Annotated in this window: 17 protein-coding genes; 8 read left to right on the top strand and 9 right to left on the bottom strand. The window is 54.3% G+C overall.

The window, feature by feature from the left end; translation table 11 throughout:
• Positions 1-17: 17 nt before the first annotated feature.
• Positions 18-1274, bottom strand: a complete 1257-nt coding sequence (locus tag HRU87_RS03395) for an ammonium transporter (RefSeq protein WP_173493539.1) — start codon at positions 1272-1274, stop codon at positions 18-20.
• 123 nt (positions 1275-1397) lie between these two features.
• On the opposite strand from HRU87_RS03395, the gene nhaA reads away from it, so the two are divergent.
• Positions 1398-2522 (top strand): Na+/H+ antiporter NhaA, encoded by a 1125-nt coding sequence (nhaA, locus tag HRU87_RS03390; RefSeq protein ID WP_173493538.1) that lies wholly within the window; start codon positions 1398-1400, stop codon positions 2520-2522.
• Here nhaA and zapE read toward each other — a convergent pair.
• A complete protein-coding gene (zapE, locus tag HRU87_RS03385) occupies positions 2516-3517 on the bottom strand; it encodes a cell division protein ZapE (RefSeq protein WP_173493537.1) in 1002 nt (333 codons plus the stop codon). The genes nhaA and zapE overlap by 7 nt on opposite strands.
• 46 nt (positions 3518-3563) lie before the next feature.
• On the opposite strand from zapE, the gene HRU87_RS03380 reads away from it, so the two are divergent.
• The 5 genes from HRU87_RS03380 to HRU87_RS03360 are packed head-to-tail and all read left to right on the top strand — an operon-like array spanning position 3564 to position 7159.
• On the top strand, positions 3564-4442 hold the full coding sequence (locus tag HRU87_RS03380) for a sulfurtransferase (protein ID WP_173493536.1): 879 nt from the start codon (positions 3564-3566) through the stop codon (positions 4440-4442).
• The gene (locus HRU87_RS03375; RefSeq protein ID WP_173493535.1) at positions 4439-4858 is read left to right on the top strand and encodes a SufE family protein; all 420 of its coding nucleotides are present in this window, start codon (positions 4439-4441) and stop codon (positions 4856-4858) included. The genes HRU87_RS03380 and HRU87_RS03375 overlap by 4 nt, the downstream gene beginning before the upstream one ends.
• On the top strand, positions 4855-5415 hold the full coding sequence (locus tag HRU87_RS03370; protein ID WP_173493534.1) for a hypothetical protein: 561 nt from the start codon (positions 4855-4857) through the stop codon (positions 5413-5415). Before HRU87_RS03375 ends, HRU87_RS03370 begins: the two co-directional genes overlap by 4 nt.
• A gap of 9 nt (positions 5416-5424) precedes the next feature.
• A complete protein-coding gene (locus HRU87_RS03365; protein WP_173493533.1) occupies positions 5425-5994 on the top strand; it encodes a DUF3000 family protein in 570 nt (189 codons plus the stop codon).
• The gene (locus tag HRU87_RS03360; protein WP_281359133.1) at positions 5981-7159 is read left to right on the top strand and encodes an HRDC domain-containing protein; all 1179 of its coding nucleotides are present in this window, start codon (positions 5981-5983) and stop codon (positions 7157-7159) included. Before HRU87_RS03365 ends, HRU87_RS03360 begins: the two co-directional genes overlap by 14 nt.
• Here HRU87_RS03360 and dxs read toward each other — a convergent pair.
• From dxs to dut, 5 genes are read right to left on the bottom strand one after another with little or no spacing between them, the layout of a single operon-like run.
• Positions 7104-9044 (bottom strand): 1-deoxy-D-xylulose-5-phosphate synthase, encoded by a 1941-nt coding sequence (gene dxs / locus HRU87_RS03355; protein WP_173493532.1) that lies wholly within the window; start codon positions 9042-9044, stop codon positions 7104-7106. The two genes, HRU87_RS03360 and dxs, sit on opposite strands and share 56 nt — an antisense overlap.
• Before the next feature lie 34 nt (positions 9045-9078).
• Positions 9079-11751 carry an aconitate hydratase AcnA gene (gene acnA, locus HRU87_RS03350; RefSeq protein ID WP_173493531.1) on the bottom strand — a complete coding sequence of 891 codons (2673 nt, stop codon included), beginning with the start codon at positions 11749-11751 and terminating at the stop codon, positions 9079-9081.
• A gap of 33 nt (positions 11752-11784) precedes the next feature.
• Positions 11785-12450, bottom strand: coding sequence for a DUF3159 domain-containing protein (locus tag HRU87_RS03345; RefSeq protein WP_173493530.1), 666 nt, complete (start codon positions 12448-12450; stop codon positions 11785-11787).
• Positions 12447-13004, bottom strand: a complete 558-nt coding sequence (locus HRU87_RS03340; RefSeq protein ID WP_173493529.1) for a DUF3710 domain-containing protein — start codon at positions 13002-13004, stop codon at positions 12447-12449. The genes HRU87_RS03345 and HRU87_RS03340 overlap by 4 nt, the downstream gene beginning before the upstream one ends.
• Complete coding sequence (gene dut, locus HRU87_RS03335; RefSeq protein WP_173493528.1) at positions 13004-13435, bottom strand: dUTP diphosphatase; 432 nt, start codon at positions 13433-13435, stop codon at positions 13004-13006. Before dut ends, HRU87_RS03340 begins: the two co-directional genes overlap by 1 nt.
• Positions 13436-13457: 22 nt before the next feature.
• On the opposite strand from dut, the gene HRU87_RS03330 reads away from it, so the two are divergent.
• Positions 13458-13898, top strand: coding sequence for a DUF3093 domain-containing protein (locus tag HRU87_RS03330; protein ID WP_173493527.1), 441 nt, complete (start codon positions 13458-13460; stop codon positions 13896-13898).
• On the opposite strand, the gene HRU87_RS03325 is transcribed toward HRU87_RS03330, so the two are convergent.
• Positions 13872-14153, bottom strand: a complete 282-nt coding sequence (locus HRU87_RS03325; protein WP_173493526.1) for a DUF4193 family protein — start codon at positions 14151-14153, stop codon at positions 13872-13874. The two genes, HRU87_RS03330 and HRU87_RS03325, sit on opposite strands and share 27 nt — an antisense overlap.
• A gap of 163 nt (positions 14154-14316) precedes the next feature.
• On the opposite strand from HRU87_RS03325, the gene sepH reads away from it, so the two are divergent.
• Positions 14317-15027: a septation protein SepH gene (sepH, locus tag HRU87_RS03320; RefSeq protein WP_173493525.1), complete on the top strand. Its 711-nt coding sequence runs from the start codon at positions 14317-14319 to the stop codon at positions 15025-15027.
• Here sepH and HRU87_RS03315 read toward each other — a convergent pair.
• Entirely contained in the window at positions 15007-16125 is a 1119-nt protein-coding gene (locus tag HRU87_RS03315; RefSeq protein ID WP_173493524.1) for an alkaline phosphatase family protein, read from the bottom strand. The two genes, sepH and HRU87_RS03315, sit on opposite strands and share 21 nt — an antisense overlap.
• Positions 16126-16149 lie beyond the last annotated feature (24 nt).

Below are 16149 nucleotides of genomic sequence, written 5' to 3'. Positions count from 1 at the left end.
GGTGTCTTTGTATTTAGTTAGTCTTTGTCACTTCCGAAGCTGTAGGCAAGTTCGCCGTGTACGACAGTGTCAATACCCGCAATCTCATCCTCAGCCTTGACTCTGAAGCCCATAGTTTTCTCGATGATTAGACCCAGCAGTAGCGCAACCACGAAGCTGTAGGCGAGAACGGCAAGAGATCCAACAGTCTGAATCCAAAGTTGTTCGAAACCGTAGCCGAACGCAAGTCCGACTCCGTTGCCAAACAGGCCAATCCATAGGGTTCCAATCAGACCGCCAACCAGGTGGATGCCTACAACATCCAGCGAGTCATCAAAGCCCAGTGCGAACTTGAGGTCGATTGCCAGTGCGGAAATCACACCCGCCACTAGTCCGAGGGCAATCGCCCAGATTGGGTCTACCGAGGCGCAGGCGGGGGTAATCGCGACTAGACCCGCAACCACACCTGAGGCAGCACCGACCGAGGTGCCCTTGCCGTGCTTGATCTTTTCGATGATGATCCAACCGAGCATCGCAGCCGAAGGGGCGGCAATTGTGTTGATGAAGGCCACGGTCGCCACGCCATCGGCAGCAAGTTCACTGCCGGCGTTGAAGCCAAACCAACCAAACCAAAGAAGAGCTGCTCCAATTAGGGTCAGCGGCACGTTGTGTGGCTGCATGATTCCCTTGGAGAATCCAAATCGCTTACCCAGCACAATTGCAAGAGCCAGTGCAGCAGCGCCGGCGTTGATGTGAACGGCGGTTCCGCCGGCGAAGTCGATCGCTCCAAGCTTGTCCACAATCCAACCGCCCTGGTCCGATGGGATGAAGTTGAACACCCAACCCGCAACCGGGAAGTACACCAGGGTGGCCCAGAGTCCGGCAAAGACCATCCATGCGCCAAACTTTGCACGGTCGGCGATAGCACCCGAGATCAGAGCAACTGTGATGATGGCAAAAGTAGCCTGGAAGGAAACAAACGCAAGTTCAGGGAACGCACCAGCAGGATCTGCAGCGTCCGCGACCTGTGCCGCAAGACCAATAGCGTTGGTGTCTATTCCGATGATGTGGGGAATTCCGACCCAGCCTGCGTCATCTATGTCGGCAAAAGTAATTGCGTATCCGTAGAGCACCCAAAGCACTGCGATAAGCCCAAGCGATCCAAAAGACAGCATCATCATGCTCACGACGCTCTTTGCCTTCACTAGGCCGCCATAGAAAAATGCCAGTCCCGGAGTCATTAGCAACACAAAGGCCGCTGAAAACAGCACAAAGGCTGTGTTTCCCTGATCCATAGTCTCTCCCTCTCGTAGAGTTAAACGAACCCACCCGCTGGGGCTCTTGACTGAGAGTCTGGTCAACGAAGATTTCATGCAGGTGCCCTGTTTTGTTTCGAGTTTGTAAAAGATAAGGTCCGAATGAAAAGTGACAAGTCTGCAGCGTTCGCTCTGCTTGGCGCTGCAATTTTTGGCCTGGTGCTCGCTAACAGCCCTATCGGACCCGCGCTGTTGGGATTCAAGGAGACCTACTTCGGCCTCGAGCAAATTGGTTTGAAGCTCACAGTCGAGCACTGGGTGAGCGATTTGCTTTTGGCAACCTTCTTTCTTGTCGCTGGCCTAGAACTCAAATACGAGCTGAGGCTCGGTGCACTTTCAAAGCCATCGATAGCGCTTGTACCGATTCTTGCCGCCCTGGGCGGAGTGATTGTCCCTGCCCTGATTTATTACTCGTTCAACACGGAGGGCGTCGAGGCTTCGGGCTGGCCGATCCCAACCGCAACCGATATTGCTTTTGCACTCGGGGTGCTGGCCATATTTGGAACTGGACTTCCTAAGGCCGCTCGGATCTTTCTTCTAGCTCTGGCGATCTTTGACGACCTAGTCGCCATCCTCATCATCGCTGTCTTCTACACCGATGACCTCGAGGCGCTGTGGCTTTTGGCTGCTGCTGTGGTCGCTGCAGCGGTTGTTATAGCAGAGCGAATTCGTAAAGCGCCTCACAACTTGATTCGAATCCTGGCCTTTTTCGCGCTCTGGTACCTAGTGTTTCAATCAGGGGTCCATGCCACGATCGCAGGTGTTTTGCTTGGGCTACTCATACCCGCCAAAAAAACCCACCAGCTGGTCTCAAAGCTGCAGCCATGGACGAACACGCTCGTCTTACCGCTATTTGCGTTTTTCTCCGTTGCAATCACCCTGCCGAGCTTCAGCTCCCAGACTTCCATGGTTTTCCTGGGCGTCCTGATTGCTCTTCCATTTGGAAAACTCATCGGCATCACCGCCTTTGCAGCCATTGCCAATCGCATGGCGGATCCGAAGTCACGATTGCCGCTTGAAACCCTTGATTTTCTCGCGATTGCTGCACTGGCCGGAGTGGGTTTCACGGTGTCACTCTTGATGACCAAACTTGCTTTTGAAGATCACCCACAACTCCTGGCCGAGGGGACGCTTGCCGTGCTTCTGGGCTCTGTCATCTCCATGACGCTGGGAGCTTGGTTAGCCCAGCTGCGGGGCAGGCACTACCGCAAGATTCGTGCTCAGTAGAGCTCGCAAAGCGCACCTATGCGCGAAATCGCGCGGAGGTACTTCTTGCGATAGCCGCCTTGGAGCATGGTTTCTGAGAAAACCTTGGTGAGCGGAACTGTCCCGCTGGTCCGAATCGGTATCTGCTGCTCATACATCCGGTCGACAAACGCGACCAGTCGCAAGGCTGCAACCTGATCCTCAAGTTGGTAGACGTTAGTTAGTGCGAATGCTCCAACCGAAGCGATGAGCCTGCGGAACTTTGTCGGGTGAAGCGTAGACAAAAGCTTTAGTAGCTCTGGAAAATCTGAGGTGTATAGGTCGGACTGTATTCCCAGCCAATCCTGCAGCTCCGCCACAGTGAGATTGCGGGAGTCCGCGTGAGTGTCGCGGTGACGATAGTCTTCGCCGTCGACACTAACAATTTCAAAACGCTCGCCTAAGCCTTGAATTTCTCGCTTGAAATCTTCGGCAGCGAATCTTCCCTGACCCAAGGCGTTCGGCGGAGTGTTTGACGTGGCGGCAAACCTCACCCCCTTGATGCTGAGTTCTTTGAGAAGTCGAGACATCAGCATTGTGTCTCCCGGATCATCGAGTTCAAACTCATCGATGCATATCAGGGCGAATTTTGAAAGCTCAGAAACTGCCGTCTGAAAGCCGATGTATCCAACCAAGCTGGTGTACTCCAGGAAGCTACCAAAAGCCTTCTTCCCAGAATATGCATGCCAGATTGATGCCAGCAGGTGCGTTTTCCCCACGCCAAAACCGCCGTCTAGGTAAACCCCAGGCGTCGGCTCGGTTTTGGAAAATAACTTCCCCTTTTTGCCTGTTACGAACTGTTGCGAAATCTCCACAGCCGCCTTCTGGGAGGGGAAATTGGCGTCAGGACGGTAGTTCTCGAACCGAGCGGCGGTAAATTCCGGTGGAGGTAAGAGCTGCCTAATTAGTTCTTCAGGTGATAAGTCTGGGACAATACTCGGGAGGGAATTAGCACCCACGATGCGCTGTTCGAGCATTTTGCTACCTCCAAGCAACAAATTCTAGGCAACAAGGAAGATACCAATGTCGGAAGACCAGAGAATCGCACAGTACGCTCACCCGAATTCCCTTGTAACAACTGCCTGGCTCGAGGAAAATTCCTCATCGGTTGTGATCGTGGAGTGCGACGAAGACGTTCTGCTTTACGAAACCGGTCACATCCCAGGGTCAGTGAAGCTCGACTGGCACACCGAACTCAATGATGAGCACAAGCGCGACTACTTGACCGGTCCACAATTTGCCGAGCTAATGAATGAAAAAGGGATTGGGCGCAACGACACCGTCGTCATCTACGGAGACAAGTCGAACTGGTGGGCAACTTATGCCTTTTGGGTGTTCAAGCTCTTCGGACATGAGGATGTTCGAATCCTCAACGGTGGCAGGGCCAAGTGGATTGCGGAGGGCAGAGAGCTAACGAAGGAAGTTCCTACGCCCCAAAGTAAGGCTTATCCCGTCGTAGAGCGGGACGACAGAACCATCAGGGCGTTCCGTGATGACGTCCTAGACCACCTAGGCCTCCCTCTGGTTGATGTTCGTTCAAAACCTGAATACACCGGCGAGAGGCTACACATGCCGGACTACCCAAACGAGGGCGCTTCCCGTGGTGGCCACATCCCGACTGCTGCATCCATTCCGTGGTCGTCCGCGATTCTTGCCGATGAGTCCTTCAAGCCGGTTGATGAGCTAAAGGCCATTTATTTTGAGAACACCGGCTTCAACCCTGCGGATAAATTCGTTGCCTACTGCCGAATTGGTGAGCGCTCGAGCCACACCTGGTTCGTACTCAAGTACCTTCTTGGCGTATCGGATGTCAGAAACTACGACGGCTCCTGGACGGAGTGGGGAAACCTAGTCGGAGTTCCAGTGGCGGTGGGCGAAGAGCCCGGAGTGGTCTCACGTTGAACCTAAGAGCCACGGAAATAGCCGAGGACTTCAACTTCTTGCCCGAGAAGGACCGGCTGCAGCTCCTGCTTGAATTCAGTGAAAACCTTCCCCCCTTGGACCCGAAGTATGGCGAGCATCCAGAACTTCTGGAGCGCGTTGAAGAGTGCCAGTCACCGGTTTTTATTGCCGTTGATGGGACCGCCGACCAGATTCGACTGCATTTTTCGGCCCCGCAGGAAGCTCCCACCACTCGTGGTTTCGCGAGCGTGCTGCATTCCGCTCTTGATGGTTTGAGCGCTCAGGAAATTCTTGATACCTCAGATGACTTTCCAAGCGCCCTTGGCCTAGACAAGCTGATCTCACCTCTTAGGGTCAGAGGCATGCGGGGGATGCTAGCCAGAATCAAGCGCAAAACTCGCGAGCTAAATAGTTGAAACTAACTGGCAATCTCCCAAGTTTGCTGGAAGCCCTGATTTCTGGCTTTCGATTCACCGCGTCACTGGTGGTTGACCCAAAAGGCTCGAGTATCGGGCCAATTGGAAATTCAAAGGGCCTAGGCAACGCCACGGATCTTGAACTACTCAAGGCGCTGCGAAGAAATTCCAAGGTGGTGCTGACCTCGGGGAGGACGTTTCGAGCCGACCAATATCGTTTTCCCAGAGCTGCTGACCTAGCTGTGCTCACCAGAGAAGGGGTTTCGATTACTGTTCCCGAGGACAGGCGTCTGCTTTTACTATCTGGTGGCTACCAGAGTTCTTTTGAAGAGCTCCGTGACGCCTACGGCGCCGTCCACGTCGAGTTTGGAGAGACCGGTATCCGTGAGCTGGTTTCAAATCGAAATTTGGACGCACTCTTTATCTCATCCACCTCGGCCGACGGAGTCGAGGCTTACCTGGGTCGAGAGGGTCTCGATGGGGCCAGGTTTGAACTGGCTGACCTGTTCCTCGCCGTGGTGGCGTGGCACTCAAAAATTAGACCGGCTCGGGGGTAAATTTACGAGGTGGAATTGGACCTAGACGGAATCTCAGAGCCCTTCAAAGGCATGCTCACTTCCCTTTCCAGCATCCAGGTTCGACCAGAGATCACTCTCACGCAAATTCCTTCCCCTAAAGGCATCGCCCCAGAAGCTATTGCAATTGCAGCCGAAATAGACCACGAAATTGCGAGCGACCATGGGGTGTCTCGTTTGGTTTTTTGCAGAGACAGTTCTATGCCAGAGGGTTGGAATAGCGAATTCCGAGTGATTGGCTACGCGAAGAGTCCAATCGAACTTGACATGGCGAAGGATGAATATCTCTCCTCAATGCCCTGGGAATGGCTAAGAGACTCTCTCACCCAATCTGGCGCCCAGTTCGCACACGACGCCGGCACCACCACAACCGTGATTTCAACGGGTCACGGTTCGCTCATCACTCAGCCGCAACATGCAGAATTGGAAATTCGAGCATCCTGGGCACCCATCAATTTTGAACTACTCCCCCACCTGACCGGATGGATCGAGCTCCTGGCCCTCATTTCAGGTCTGCCCCCGAAAGATTCAAAGGTAGTGAGACTTAGTGAGGCTCGATAAACCGCGCCTGCCTGTTCGTTTAGTTGAGCAAGCCGGCGAATTGCATAGCCTGCTTGAGGCGCTTCCTGGAACCGACACAGTAGCCATTGATGCCGAGCGCGCGTCAGGCTTTCGCTACAGCCAGCGCGCATACCTGATCCAAATAGCAATTCGCGACGTTGGAATCTGGCTGATTGATACTGCTGAAGACATAGACCTATCGGGTCTTTCCCTCGAGCTCAACAAAAAAACCTGGCTGCTACACGCTGCAACCCAAGATCTCCCGTGCCTGGCAGAGCTAAACCTTAAGCCCTCTGGAATTATCGACACTGAGCTTTCTGCGAGATTGGCAGGTTGCGAGCGCGTCGGTTTGGGTTCTCTGAGTGAATCTCTTCTGGAACTGGACCTGGCAAAAGAGCACTCTGCCGCCGACTGGTCCAAGCGACCACTCCCCCAGGAAATGATCGACTACGCCGCTTTGGACGTTGACGTGATGTTTGAGCTCTGGGATGCCATTTCCGCCCTGCTTAGAGAGCAGGAAAAACTTGAATGGGCACTGCAGGAGTTTGCAAACCTGGTTGGCTTCTCTCCTAAGCCTGCTCTAATCGAACCGTGGCGCCACCTACCCGGGATGATCAAGGTCAAGGACATCAGCAAGCTAAAGATTGCAGCGGCCCTGCATGCCAAGAGGGACCAGCTCGCAAGAGATCAAGACATCGCTCCTGGTCGCCTTATTCCAGATCGCTCGATAGTCGCTGCTGCCCTCGCAGCGCCGACTACACGCTCCGAGCTGGCGAAGAACCCAGATTTCCAGGGGCGAGCTTCAAGGTCACTGTTATCCACCTGGTGGCAGGCGATTCAGGAGTCTCCAGACTTAGAGATTTCAGCTGAGCCACTGGATAAGTCGAATGGCATCCCGAACCATAAGAGCTGGGAGCGCAGGTTCCCCGATGCTCACAAGAGACTTGAGCAATTGCGCCCAGTGGTTCAAAAACTCGCCTCAGAGCTAAACCTCCCGACGGAAAACCTACTTACCCCTGACTACCTCAGAAGAGTTGCCTTCGAGCCGCTTGATGACATTGCTGGCCAGCTAAGGAGTTACGGAGCAAGGCCGTGGCAGATTGGTCTGGTTACTGGGCCGATTCTTGAATGCTTGAATCAAACGGAGTCTGATCCAGCGGCTTAGCGTGAGGAACTTTGGTTCCCACCACTTGGGCAACGATGTCTATCGCAATTGCCCGTGGATTTAACCCGAGTCTGTCCAATATCTGGTCTCGCTCGGCGTGCTCCAGGAACTCAGCTGGAACGCCAACCTCGTTGAGGCCCGTGTCCACACCCTGAGCACGCAGCTCCTGACGCAACCTGGATCCAAATCCCCCAACCCTAACGCCATCCTCAAGAGTCACCACGAGCCTGTGCTCTCTCGCCATATCCACCAGGGACGAGCGAATTGGAAGGATCCAGCGCGGATCAACAACCGTTGTTCCAATTCCCTGGGCTGCCAGCAGCTGGGCAACTTGAACTGCGGTGTGGGCGAAAGCTCCGACGCTTACCAGTAAAACATCTTTGCTGGGCGACTGGTGCAGGATGTCAACGCCATCATCTGTCATCACGATGGCATCGATTGCCGATGGGATGTTGCCCTTGGGGAAGCGGACCGCAGTTGGCGCATCGTCCACACCGATTGCCTCCGACAACAGCTCCTTTAGCCTTTGACCGTCTCTTGGAGCAGCGAGCTGCATTCCCGGAACAACCTGGAGCATAGAAAGATCCCATACACCATGGTGAGAAGCCCCATCGGGACCCGTGATCCCAGCTCTGTCGAGCACAAATGTCACACCAGCTTTGTGGAGGGCGACATCCATCAGCACCTGATCAAATGCTCTATTCAAGAACGTTGAATAAATTGCAACCACAGGGTGTAGCCCACCGAATGCCATGCCCGCCGCTGAGGTCACGGCGTGCTGCTCGGCAATACCAACGTCGAAAACTCGACCTGGATGCTTCTCTGCGAATTTATCGAGCCCAACCGGGATTAGCATCGCGCCCGTGATGCCAACCACCCTGGGGTTGGCATCAGCGATCTTGACTATTTCCTCTGAAAACACACCGGTCCAACTTTGACCAGAACCGCTGCTGAGGGGTAGGCCAGTTTCGGGATTAATCTTTCCAACCGCGTGGAATTGATCGGCCGCATCGGAAACCGCTGGGTCGTAGCCTTTGCCCTTCTGGGTCACTGCGTGAACAATAACCGGACCGCCATAATCCTTGGCTTGCCGCAGGGCAGTTTCTAGCTCCTGGAGGTTGTGGCCATCGATAGGTCCGATGTACTTCAGGTCAAGATTCGGGAACATAGCGTTCGGACTTGCCTCAACAATTACAGACTGCCCGGCGGCGTGGGCGGCTCGGAACAGCAACCTACCGAGGGGGCCAAACTTTGAGAAGATTCGACGAGAGAGTGAATAGCCCTTTCGATACCAGGATTCAGTTCGGATAGCGTTTAGCGATCGCGCCAGACCACCGATGGTTGGGGCGTATGAGCGGCCATTGTCATTGACTATGACGACCAAGTTTCTGTCGTTGTCATCAGTGATGTTGTTGAGAGCCTCCCAAGCCATACCACCGGTGAGCGCACCGTCGCCGATTACCGCAACAACGTGCCTAGATGTTTGGCCGGTTGCCTTGAAGGCCCTAGATATACCGTCCGCCCAAGAGAGCGAGCTGGAAGCGTGCGATGACTCAACAATGTCGTGCACCGACTCAGAACGCTGCGGATATCCAGCGATTCCATCCTTCTGGCGGAGCTTGGAGAAATCCTTTCGTCCAGTTAGTAGCTTGTGGACGTAGCTCTGGTGGCCGGTATCAAAAACGATGGCGTCATTGGGAGAATCAAAAACCCGGTGGATGGCTACAGAGATTTCCACGACGCCCAAGTTTGGACCCAGGTGGCCACCGGTCTTCGAAACCGACTCAACCAGGTACTCCCTGATGTCGCCGCATAATTCTTGCAACTGGGCTACTGACAGCGAATCTAGGTCTCTCGGCTCTGAGATGCCTTCAAGAATGCTCATGGCAATACCAACAACCTAAACGGCCGTTAGCTTCCTAGGCAACCAAGCTACGGAGTACGTACTGCAGAATTCCTCCATTGCGGAAGTAGTCCGCTTCACCGGGTGTGTCGATTCGGACGACGGCGTCGAATTCGACAACCGACTTGCCCTGAGGCGAGTGAGCCGAGGGCTTTGCAACCACCCGAACGGTCTTTGGAGTCGTTCCGGCGTTTAGCGCCTCAATGCCCGTGACGTCGAATACTTCAGTGCCGTCAAGACCCAGCGAATCAGCCGTTTCACCCTTAGGGAACTGCAGCGGCAGGACTCCCATTCCAATGAGGTTGCTGCGGTGAATGCGCTCGAAGCTCTCAGCGATTACTACCTTGATTCCCAGCAGGCTGGTGCCCTTGGCAGCCCAGTCACGAGAGGAGCCGGAACCGTACTCCTTGCCCGCAAGGGCTACTAGAGGGGTGGAATCCGCGCGGTAAGACTCAGAAGCGTCGAAGATGAAGGCCTGAGGGCCGTCGGCCTTTGAGAAATCGCGAGTGTAGCTGCCCTCAACATTGTCTAGCAGCTGGTTACGAAGGCGAATGTTCGCGAAGGTGCCGCGAATCATAACCTCGTGGTTACCTCTTCTAGATCCGTAAGAGTTGAAGTCAACCCTGGATACACCGCGCTCGCTGAGGTACTTACCGGCTGGTGAGTCTGCCTTGATGGAACCCGCAGGCGAAATGTGGTCTGTGGTAACGGAATCCCCAAGCTTTACCAGGACCCTGGCGCCGTGAACGTCGCTCACCGGAGTTGGTTGCAAAGGCATGTTGTCAAAGTACGGCGCCTTCTTTACGTAGGTTGACTTCTCGTCCCACTCAAAGATTGCACCCTTTGGAGTTGGAAGCGAACGCCAGCGCTCATCGCCGTCGAACACCGACGCGTACTGAGATTTGAACATTTCGGAGTTGATGGACGAATCAATAGTCTGCTGAACCTCGTCCGGGGTGGGCCAAATATCCCTCAGGAATACGTCAGCTCCAGAGCTGTCCTGTCCTAGGGGTTGATTTTCAAAATCAAAGTCCATGGTTCCGGCAAGTGCGTAGGCAATAACCAGCGGTGGCGATGCCAAGTAGTTCATCTTGACGTCAGGGTTGATTCGACCCTCGAAGTTGCGGTTTCCGGACAGCACGGCAGTAACGGCAAGATCGTTTTCATTGATCGCGTTAGAAATTTCTTGCGCCAGCGGGCCTGAGTTGCCGATGCAGGTGGTGCAGCCGTATCCAACCAAGTTGAAACCGAGCGCATCCAGGTCTTTCGTCAGACCAGCCTTCTCGTAGTACTCGGTCACAACCTTGGACCCTGGGGCGAGCGAAGTCTTTACCCATGGCTTAGCCTTCAGGCCGCGCTTTACTGCGTTTCGGGCTACTAGACCGGCAGCCAACATCACAGATGGGTTCGAGGTATTGGTGCAGGAAGTAATGGATGCGATGGTGACTGCACCGTTGTCAATCAGGTAATCGTGACCCGCGACCTTGGTCGGCTTCGATGCAACGCTTGCGTAAGAGGGTAGGACCTTCTCGAACGCATTCTTAGAGTTTGAGAGTTCAATGCGATCCTGAGGCCTTTTAGGACCGGCAATGGATGGAACCACAGTGCTCAGATCAAGCTCTAGGTATTCGCTGTAAACCGGCTCAATGCTTGGGTCGTGCCATAGACCCTGTGCCTTGGTGTAAGCCTCGACAAGAGCTACTTCCTCATCACTTCGACCGGTGATTCGAAGATAGTCAAGGGTGACCTCATCGATTGGGAAGATCGCAACCGTGGAGCCAAACTCCGGGGACATGTTTCCAATCGTGGCTCGGTTGGCAAGCGGCACCCTGCCAACACCAGATCCATAGAACTCAACGAACTTACCGACCACGCCGTGCTTTCGGAGAATCTCGGTGATGGTCAGCACCACATCCGTGGCGGTTGCTCCAACTGGAATCTGACCCGTGAGCTTGAAGCCGACCACCTTTGGAATGAGCATCGAAACAGGTTGACCCAGCATCGCAGCCTCGGCCTCAATGCCTCCAACTCCCCAGCCCAATACACCAAGGCCATTGACCATGGTGGTGTGGGAATCAGTGCCCACGCAGGAGTCAGGGTAAGCCACTAGCTCACCGTTGAACTCGCGAACCATGACGGTCCTTGCTAGGTATTCGATGTTTACCTGGTGCACAATTCCAGTTCCTGGGGGAACGACTTTAAAGTTGTCAAAGGCTGTTTGCCCCCAGCGCAGGAACTGGTAACGCTCGGCGTTTCTCTGGTACTCGAATTCGACGTTGCGCTCAGCGGCATCGGCGCTACCGGCAACATCAATGACAACGGAGTGGTCAATCACCATCTCAGCCGGGGCCAGCGGATTAATCTTTTGCGGATCTCCACCAAGTTCAAGAACCGCCTCGCGCATGGTGGCAAGGTCAACGACACATGGCACACCGGTGAAGTCCTGCATAATCACTCTGGCAGGAGAGAACTGGATCTCGGTGTCAGGCTCGGCCTTAGGGTCCCAGTTGACAATGGCATTCACGTGATCCGCGGTTACATTCGCGCCATCCTCTGTGCGAAGCATGTTCTCTAGCAGGATCTTGAGGCTGAAGGGAAGCTTTTCCACGCCGAGTTCGGGCATTGAGTAGTACTTGTAGCTCTTAGAACCGACCTGCAGCTGCTTTGCTGATTTGAAGCTATCTGGCATGGATTGTTTCTCCTGACGTGTGACCTGACTAATTTACTCTTTTTCGGTACTGGAGATGCGCTTAAGAACCACCCAAGTCAAGGCAAGTAGTCCAGCGTAGGCAGGCGCCCCCATGACAACCCTCGAGGTGGCTAGAAGTTCGACCTGATTGGCAAAATACAGCGGAAGTTGAACTGCAAGACGGAGAGCGAAGAACCCGACCCAGATGAGAGTCAGAAGCTGAAATCGGCGGTAGAGCGGCTTCGAAGTTCTCCAATTGTCAAGACCGAATAGGAACTTGCCGGCGAATCCAAGAATCGGCCAGCGAACCAAAACAGATAGCAAAAGCACCGATCCGTACGCGGCATTGGTGTAAAAACCAGGCACGAAGTAATCCACCGCTGATCCGCCATCTCTGAGAGCCAAGAATGCGGCGAGCGCAATAGCTAGGACCCCGATGACAGCTGAACTCAGCGCCTGCTTGCGCACCAAGCGGTAGAGAATAAAACCCAGACCCAGACCGGCAGCGATTAGAACTGAGACCAATGCACTACGGCCCAAGGCATAGGAGATTGAAAAAGAAAACGCCGGGAGGACCGATTCGGCGATTCCCAGGGTTCCACCCATCGCCGCCAGCAGGGAATCTTTGGTGAGTTTGATGGACTCGCCCTCCCGCTCGACGCCGAGCCTTGAGGCTATGGATTTTGCAGGGTCTGTCACTGCTGAACCGGAATAGTCAGGGGAAGCAGGTCTCCCGGTGGCATAGGAACTTCACCGCGGTTGACGACCACCGATCGGAAAAGCTCGATAAGAGCTGTGTAACGAGTCTGAGAGTAAAGCTCCGGGCCCGTCATCACCCCGCGGAGAAACCAGCGAGGGCCGTCAACTCCAACAAAGCGTGACTCCCGCATTGCCCTCTTGTCGCCCTCAGTGACCGGCACCGAGGCCTTGGTCTCAGGACCCAACAAGCCGGTGATTCGCTCACAAGTCCCACCCTGGTTTGCAATGGCGCTTTCAATGGCATCCAACGTCGAAGCCCAAATGCCTTCTACTTTGCTTGCAGCAAAAGCCTGAAGTTGAATGCGGTGGCCGTCTTGCTCAAGAGTTATCGCCACGACTCGCTTTGAGTTGTCATCAATGTCCGCGCGGATCAAAACATTAGCGGTGGGTGCAATGCGAATCGATCCAAAATCAACGTAGGGGGTCAGAAGCCCGATTTCGGATACATCGAATGGTCCATTTTGAGCTCTATCTTCCGGGGCAATCTTCTGCATTAGTTCACTCCACTCGACCCAAAGCCAGAGTCGCCCCTTGAGGATTCCGGAAGCTCAGTAACCGGTATGAATCGAGCTGTTTCAAAACGCTGGAAAACCAGCTGGGCAATTCGGTCACCGGTCTCGATTTTGAAATCCTCTTTTGAGGAGTTGTATAGAGTCACCATCAATTCCCCTCTGTAACCGGAGTCAACCGTCCCCGGAGTGTTCAATACGGTGATGCCGTGCTTGGCTGCCAGCCCGCTTCTCGGGTGAACGAGACCCACGTAGCCAGCGGGCATCGCAATGCGAACACCGGTCTTGACCAGCGCGCGCTCACCTGCGGGAAGAATAAGTGACTGAGTTGACCTCAGGTCACAGCCGGCATCTCCTGGCTTGGCGTAAACAGGTTCAAACCCTGGTTCCGCAATAATCAGTACTTCCAAACTCACCCCTAGAGCGTAATGTATTTGGGTGACCAACCCGCAGTTTGTTGAAAGACTCTACCCATCGGTCGGCCTGTTGGCTGCCTACAGCCTTAGTTTCCCTATGGTGCTATTGGCGGCAGCGCCGTTTGGCTGGTCGCTTGCGCTAGTCCTTGCCGGGTTTTCAACGATCGTCTTGATCGCTATCTCAGTGCTTTCGAGCCCTCTGGTCGTAATAGACGAGTTCCGAGTTATGGCCGGAAGTGTGTCCTTGCCGCGAGAGGCCATTGGAGAGTTCAAGGTAATTTCGCAATCGGATCTTCGGGACGAACTTGGGCCAAAACTCAGCGCGCGTGCGGCGCTGGTTATTCGCGGAGACATTAGGAGCGCGGTTCGAATCGAAATTACGGATCCCGAGGATCCAACGCCCTACCTAATTGTTTCAACTCGTCGGGCAGAGGAACTAGTAAGCGCACTCCGTACAAACTGAGCCGAGCTTAGTTTTGGAAGCCATTTGGCTCTGAGGCTTTACGAGGAAGCAGCTGACGCAGGTGAATTCATTTTCCTGCTGAGGCAGAATGACCACCTCTAGCTCTTCGTTCACTACATCAGGAATTGAGAAGCTATCCGCGTTGTCAGCGTCATCGTCAGAAAGCGAGGGCTTGGAGGGGATGCGCTCCTTGATTGCCTCAATGGACTCGGTATCGTCGTCATTTTTGCGCTGAGCGTCATAATCAGTTGCCATTGCTCACGCACCTTTCGCATCTAGTAGCGCAGGTATCATCCCCTAGCAACTCGCATTTTGCAAATAAGGCTCGCCGATGTCCGCCAACACTTAACCAACTCACCGAGCAAATAACGAACTAACCCCAATCCCTTTGCCAAACTCGTATCAAAGGGAGCACAAAATGGAATTAAAGTTCGTTAACCGCGAAGGTGACTTTCTAATCTTTGAAGCACCAGACGGAACTAGGATGCAAACCCTCCTGGATGAATCCCTGAGGGACGCTATCCGGAAAAATCACGTTGTGGAGTCTTCAGGTTTCACGCCAAAAGATGTCCAGTCGCTGATTCGCTCAGGCAGCACGGTAGAGCAAGTTGCTGAGAAATTTGGCGTGCCCTCCTCCGCCGTTGAACCGTTCGCCCTCCCGATCCTCGATGAACTCAAGTACGTTCTCGAAACGGCGCTTAACACTTCCCTGGCCGACGGTCCTTCGATGAAGCGATTTGAGGACATAGTCCTTGCATTTGATCCCGGCGCCCTATTCAGCGTGAGCAAGAGCGAAGACGGCTGGGTTGTTGCTGCCAAGGGCTCTGACACTTACACCTGGCTCTTCAACCCCAAAGCGCGATTGCTTGAACCATCAAACTCTGCCGCGAGAAAAATCGGAAAGCATCCAGCAGTGCGCGATGCAATCTTTGAGGCCCCAGCTGTGCCAGTTTCGGAAATTCCGGAAGAGGCCCCGTCAGCTTCAGTGCATGACCTGGTTCAGGAACTCAGAAGCCGCCGGCAGGCACCTGCGGAAATCAAGCCCCAGACCGCCAAGGGAAGGGCCTCACTCCCCAGCTGGGACGAGATTGTGCTTGGGGCTTCCCACCTAGAAGCCGATCCGAACTAACGGCACTCTGGTTTCCTGAGAAGTAAGACCCCCGTGATGGGCGGTCATGTCAAAGGCGCGCTTTTTGGTAAAAACACTGTGGAAAAGAGTGATGTTACTTTTTGCCAGCAAAATTACATCAGGGAATCGATCCCTCGCCTCTGGCCCAATTGGCCCGAACCAGTTCGCCGCTTGCGCCTGAGTACCGGTTACGGCAGTGAAAATTTCCTGTTGATTATTTAGCTGTTCGGTAAAGCCCTGGGCTAGATCTGGCTGTTTTAGATAAAGGTAACTCGCCCTGGTATCACCAGCAAAATGGTCGACCAGCCCGCCCTGGTCGACGAAATCGTCGATGTAGAGGCGTCGCTCTAGTGGGGAGTCCATCATTCCGTGATCAGCCACCACAAGGACTCCTGCGTCAGTAGGAAGTTTGCCCACAAGTCTTCTGAGCTCGCCATCAACCTCCTCTAGCAGTGCAGCCCAGCCCGCGGTCTCCCAGCCAAATTTGTGGCCGTATTTATCCAGCTCGGGAATGTACAGGTAACTAATGGATTCGCTCTTGGAAACCATGACTTCTAGAGCTCTGTCAAAGCGCTCCCGCATGCTCTCAGCTACCAGGTAGTTAGCGGTTCGCATCGTGGCCATTGTGTAACCGGAATGTTGATACTCCGCATGACCTATTACGTTGCATGCAATTCCCGCAGCGGTTGAAAGCTCTGAAACGCAGGTGTTCGGCTGCCAAAGCAGAGGGTCAGTGGACTCATCCCAGCCGGTTAGAAGATTCAAGGTTCTGTCGTGTTTGCGGTCATAAACCGCATGGCCAATCAGGCCGTGCTCCCCCGGAGACAGCCCGGTTGCAAAGCTGGCAATGTTTGCAGAGGTCGTCGAAGGAAATCCGCTGAACCCGACAGCCCCCGCCCGGACAGCAGCAGCCAGATAGGGAGCATGCCCGGCTCGAGCAAGAATGTTCTCCGCACCCATCCCATCTACCAGAATGCAAACGATCTTCTTTTTCGGTTTGAGGCCAAGTGGATTTGGCTTTTTTTGAACAGCCAGCAAGCTTGAAGAGAACACGTGCCTCAGGTTCCCCAGGGCTTTGGGAACAACGGGTAAAGTCATGGGCACCAGACCAGTTTGACACAT

It is taken from the genome of Aquiluna borgnonia, from assembly GCF_013283855.1.
In the GTDB taxonomy this organism is placed as follows: domain Bacteria; phylum Actinomycetota; class Actinomycetes; order Actinomycetales; family Microbacteriaceae; genus Aquiluna; species Aquiluna borgnonia.
The sequence above is the reverse complement of the archived record's forward strand: the minus strand, read 5'-3'. Positions and strand labels throughout refer to the sequence as shown.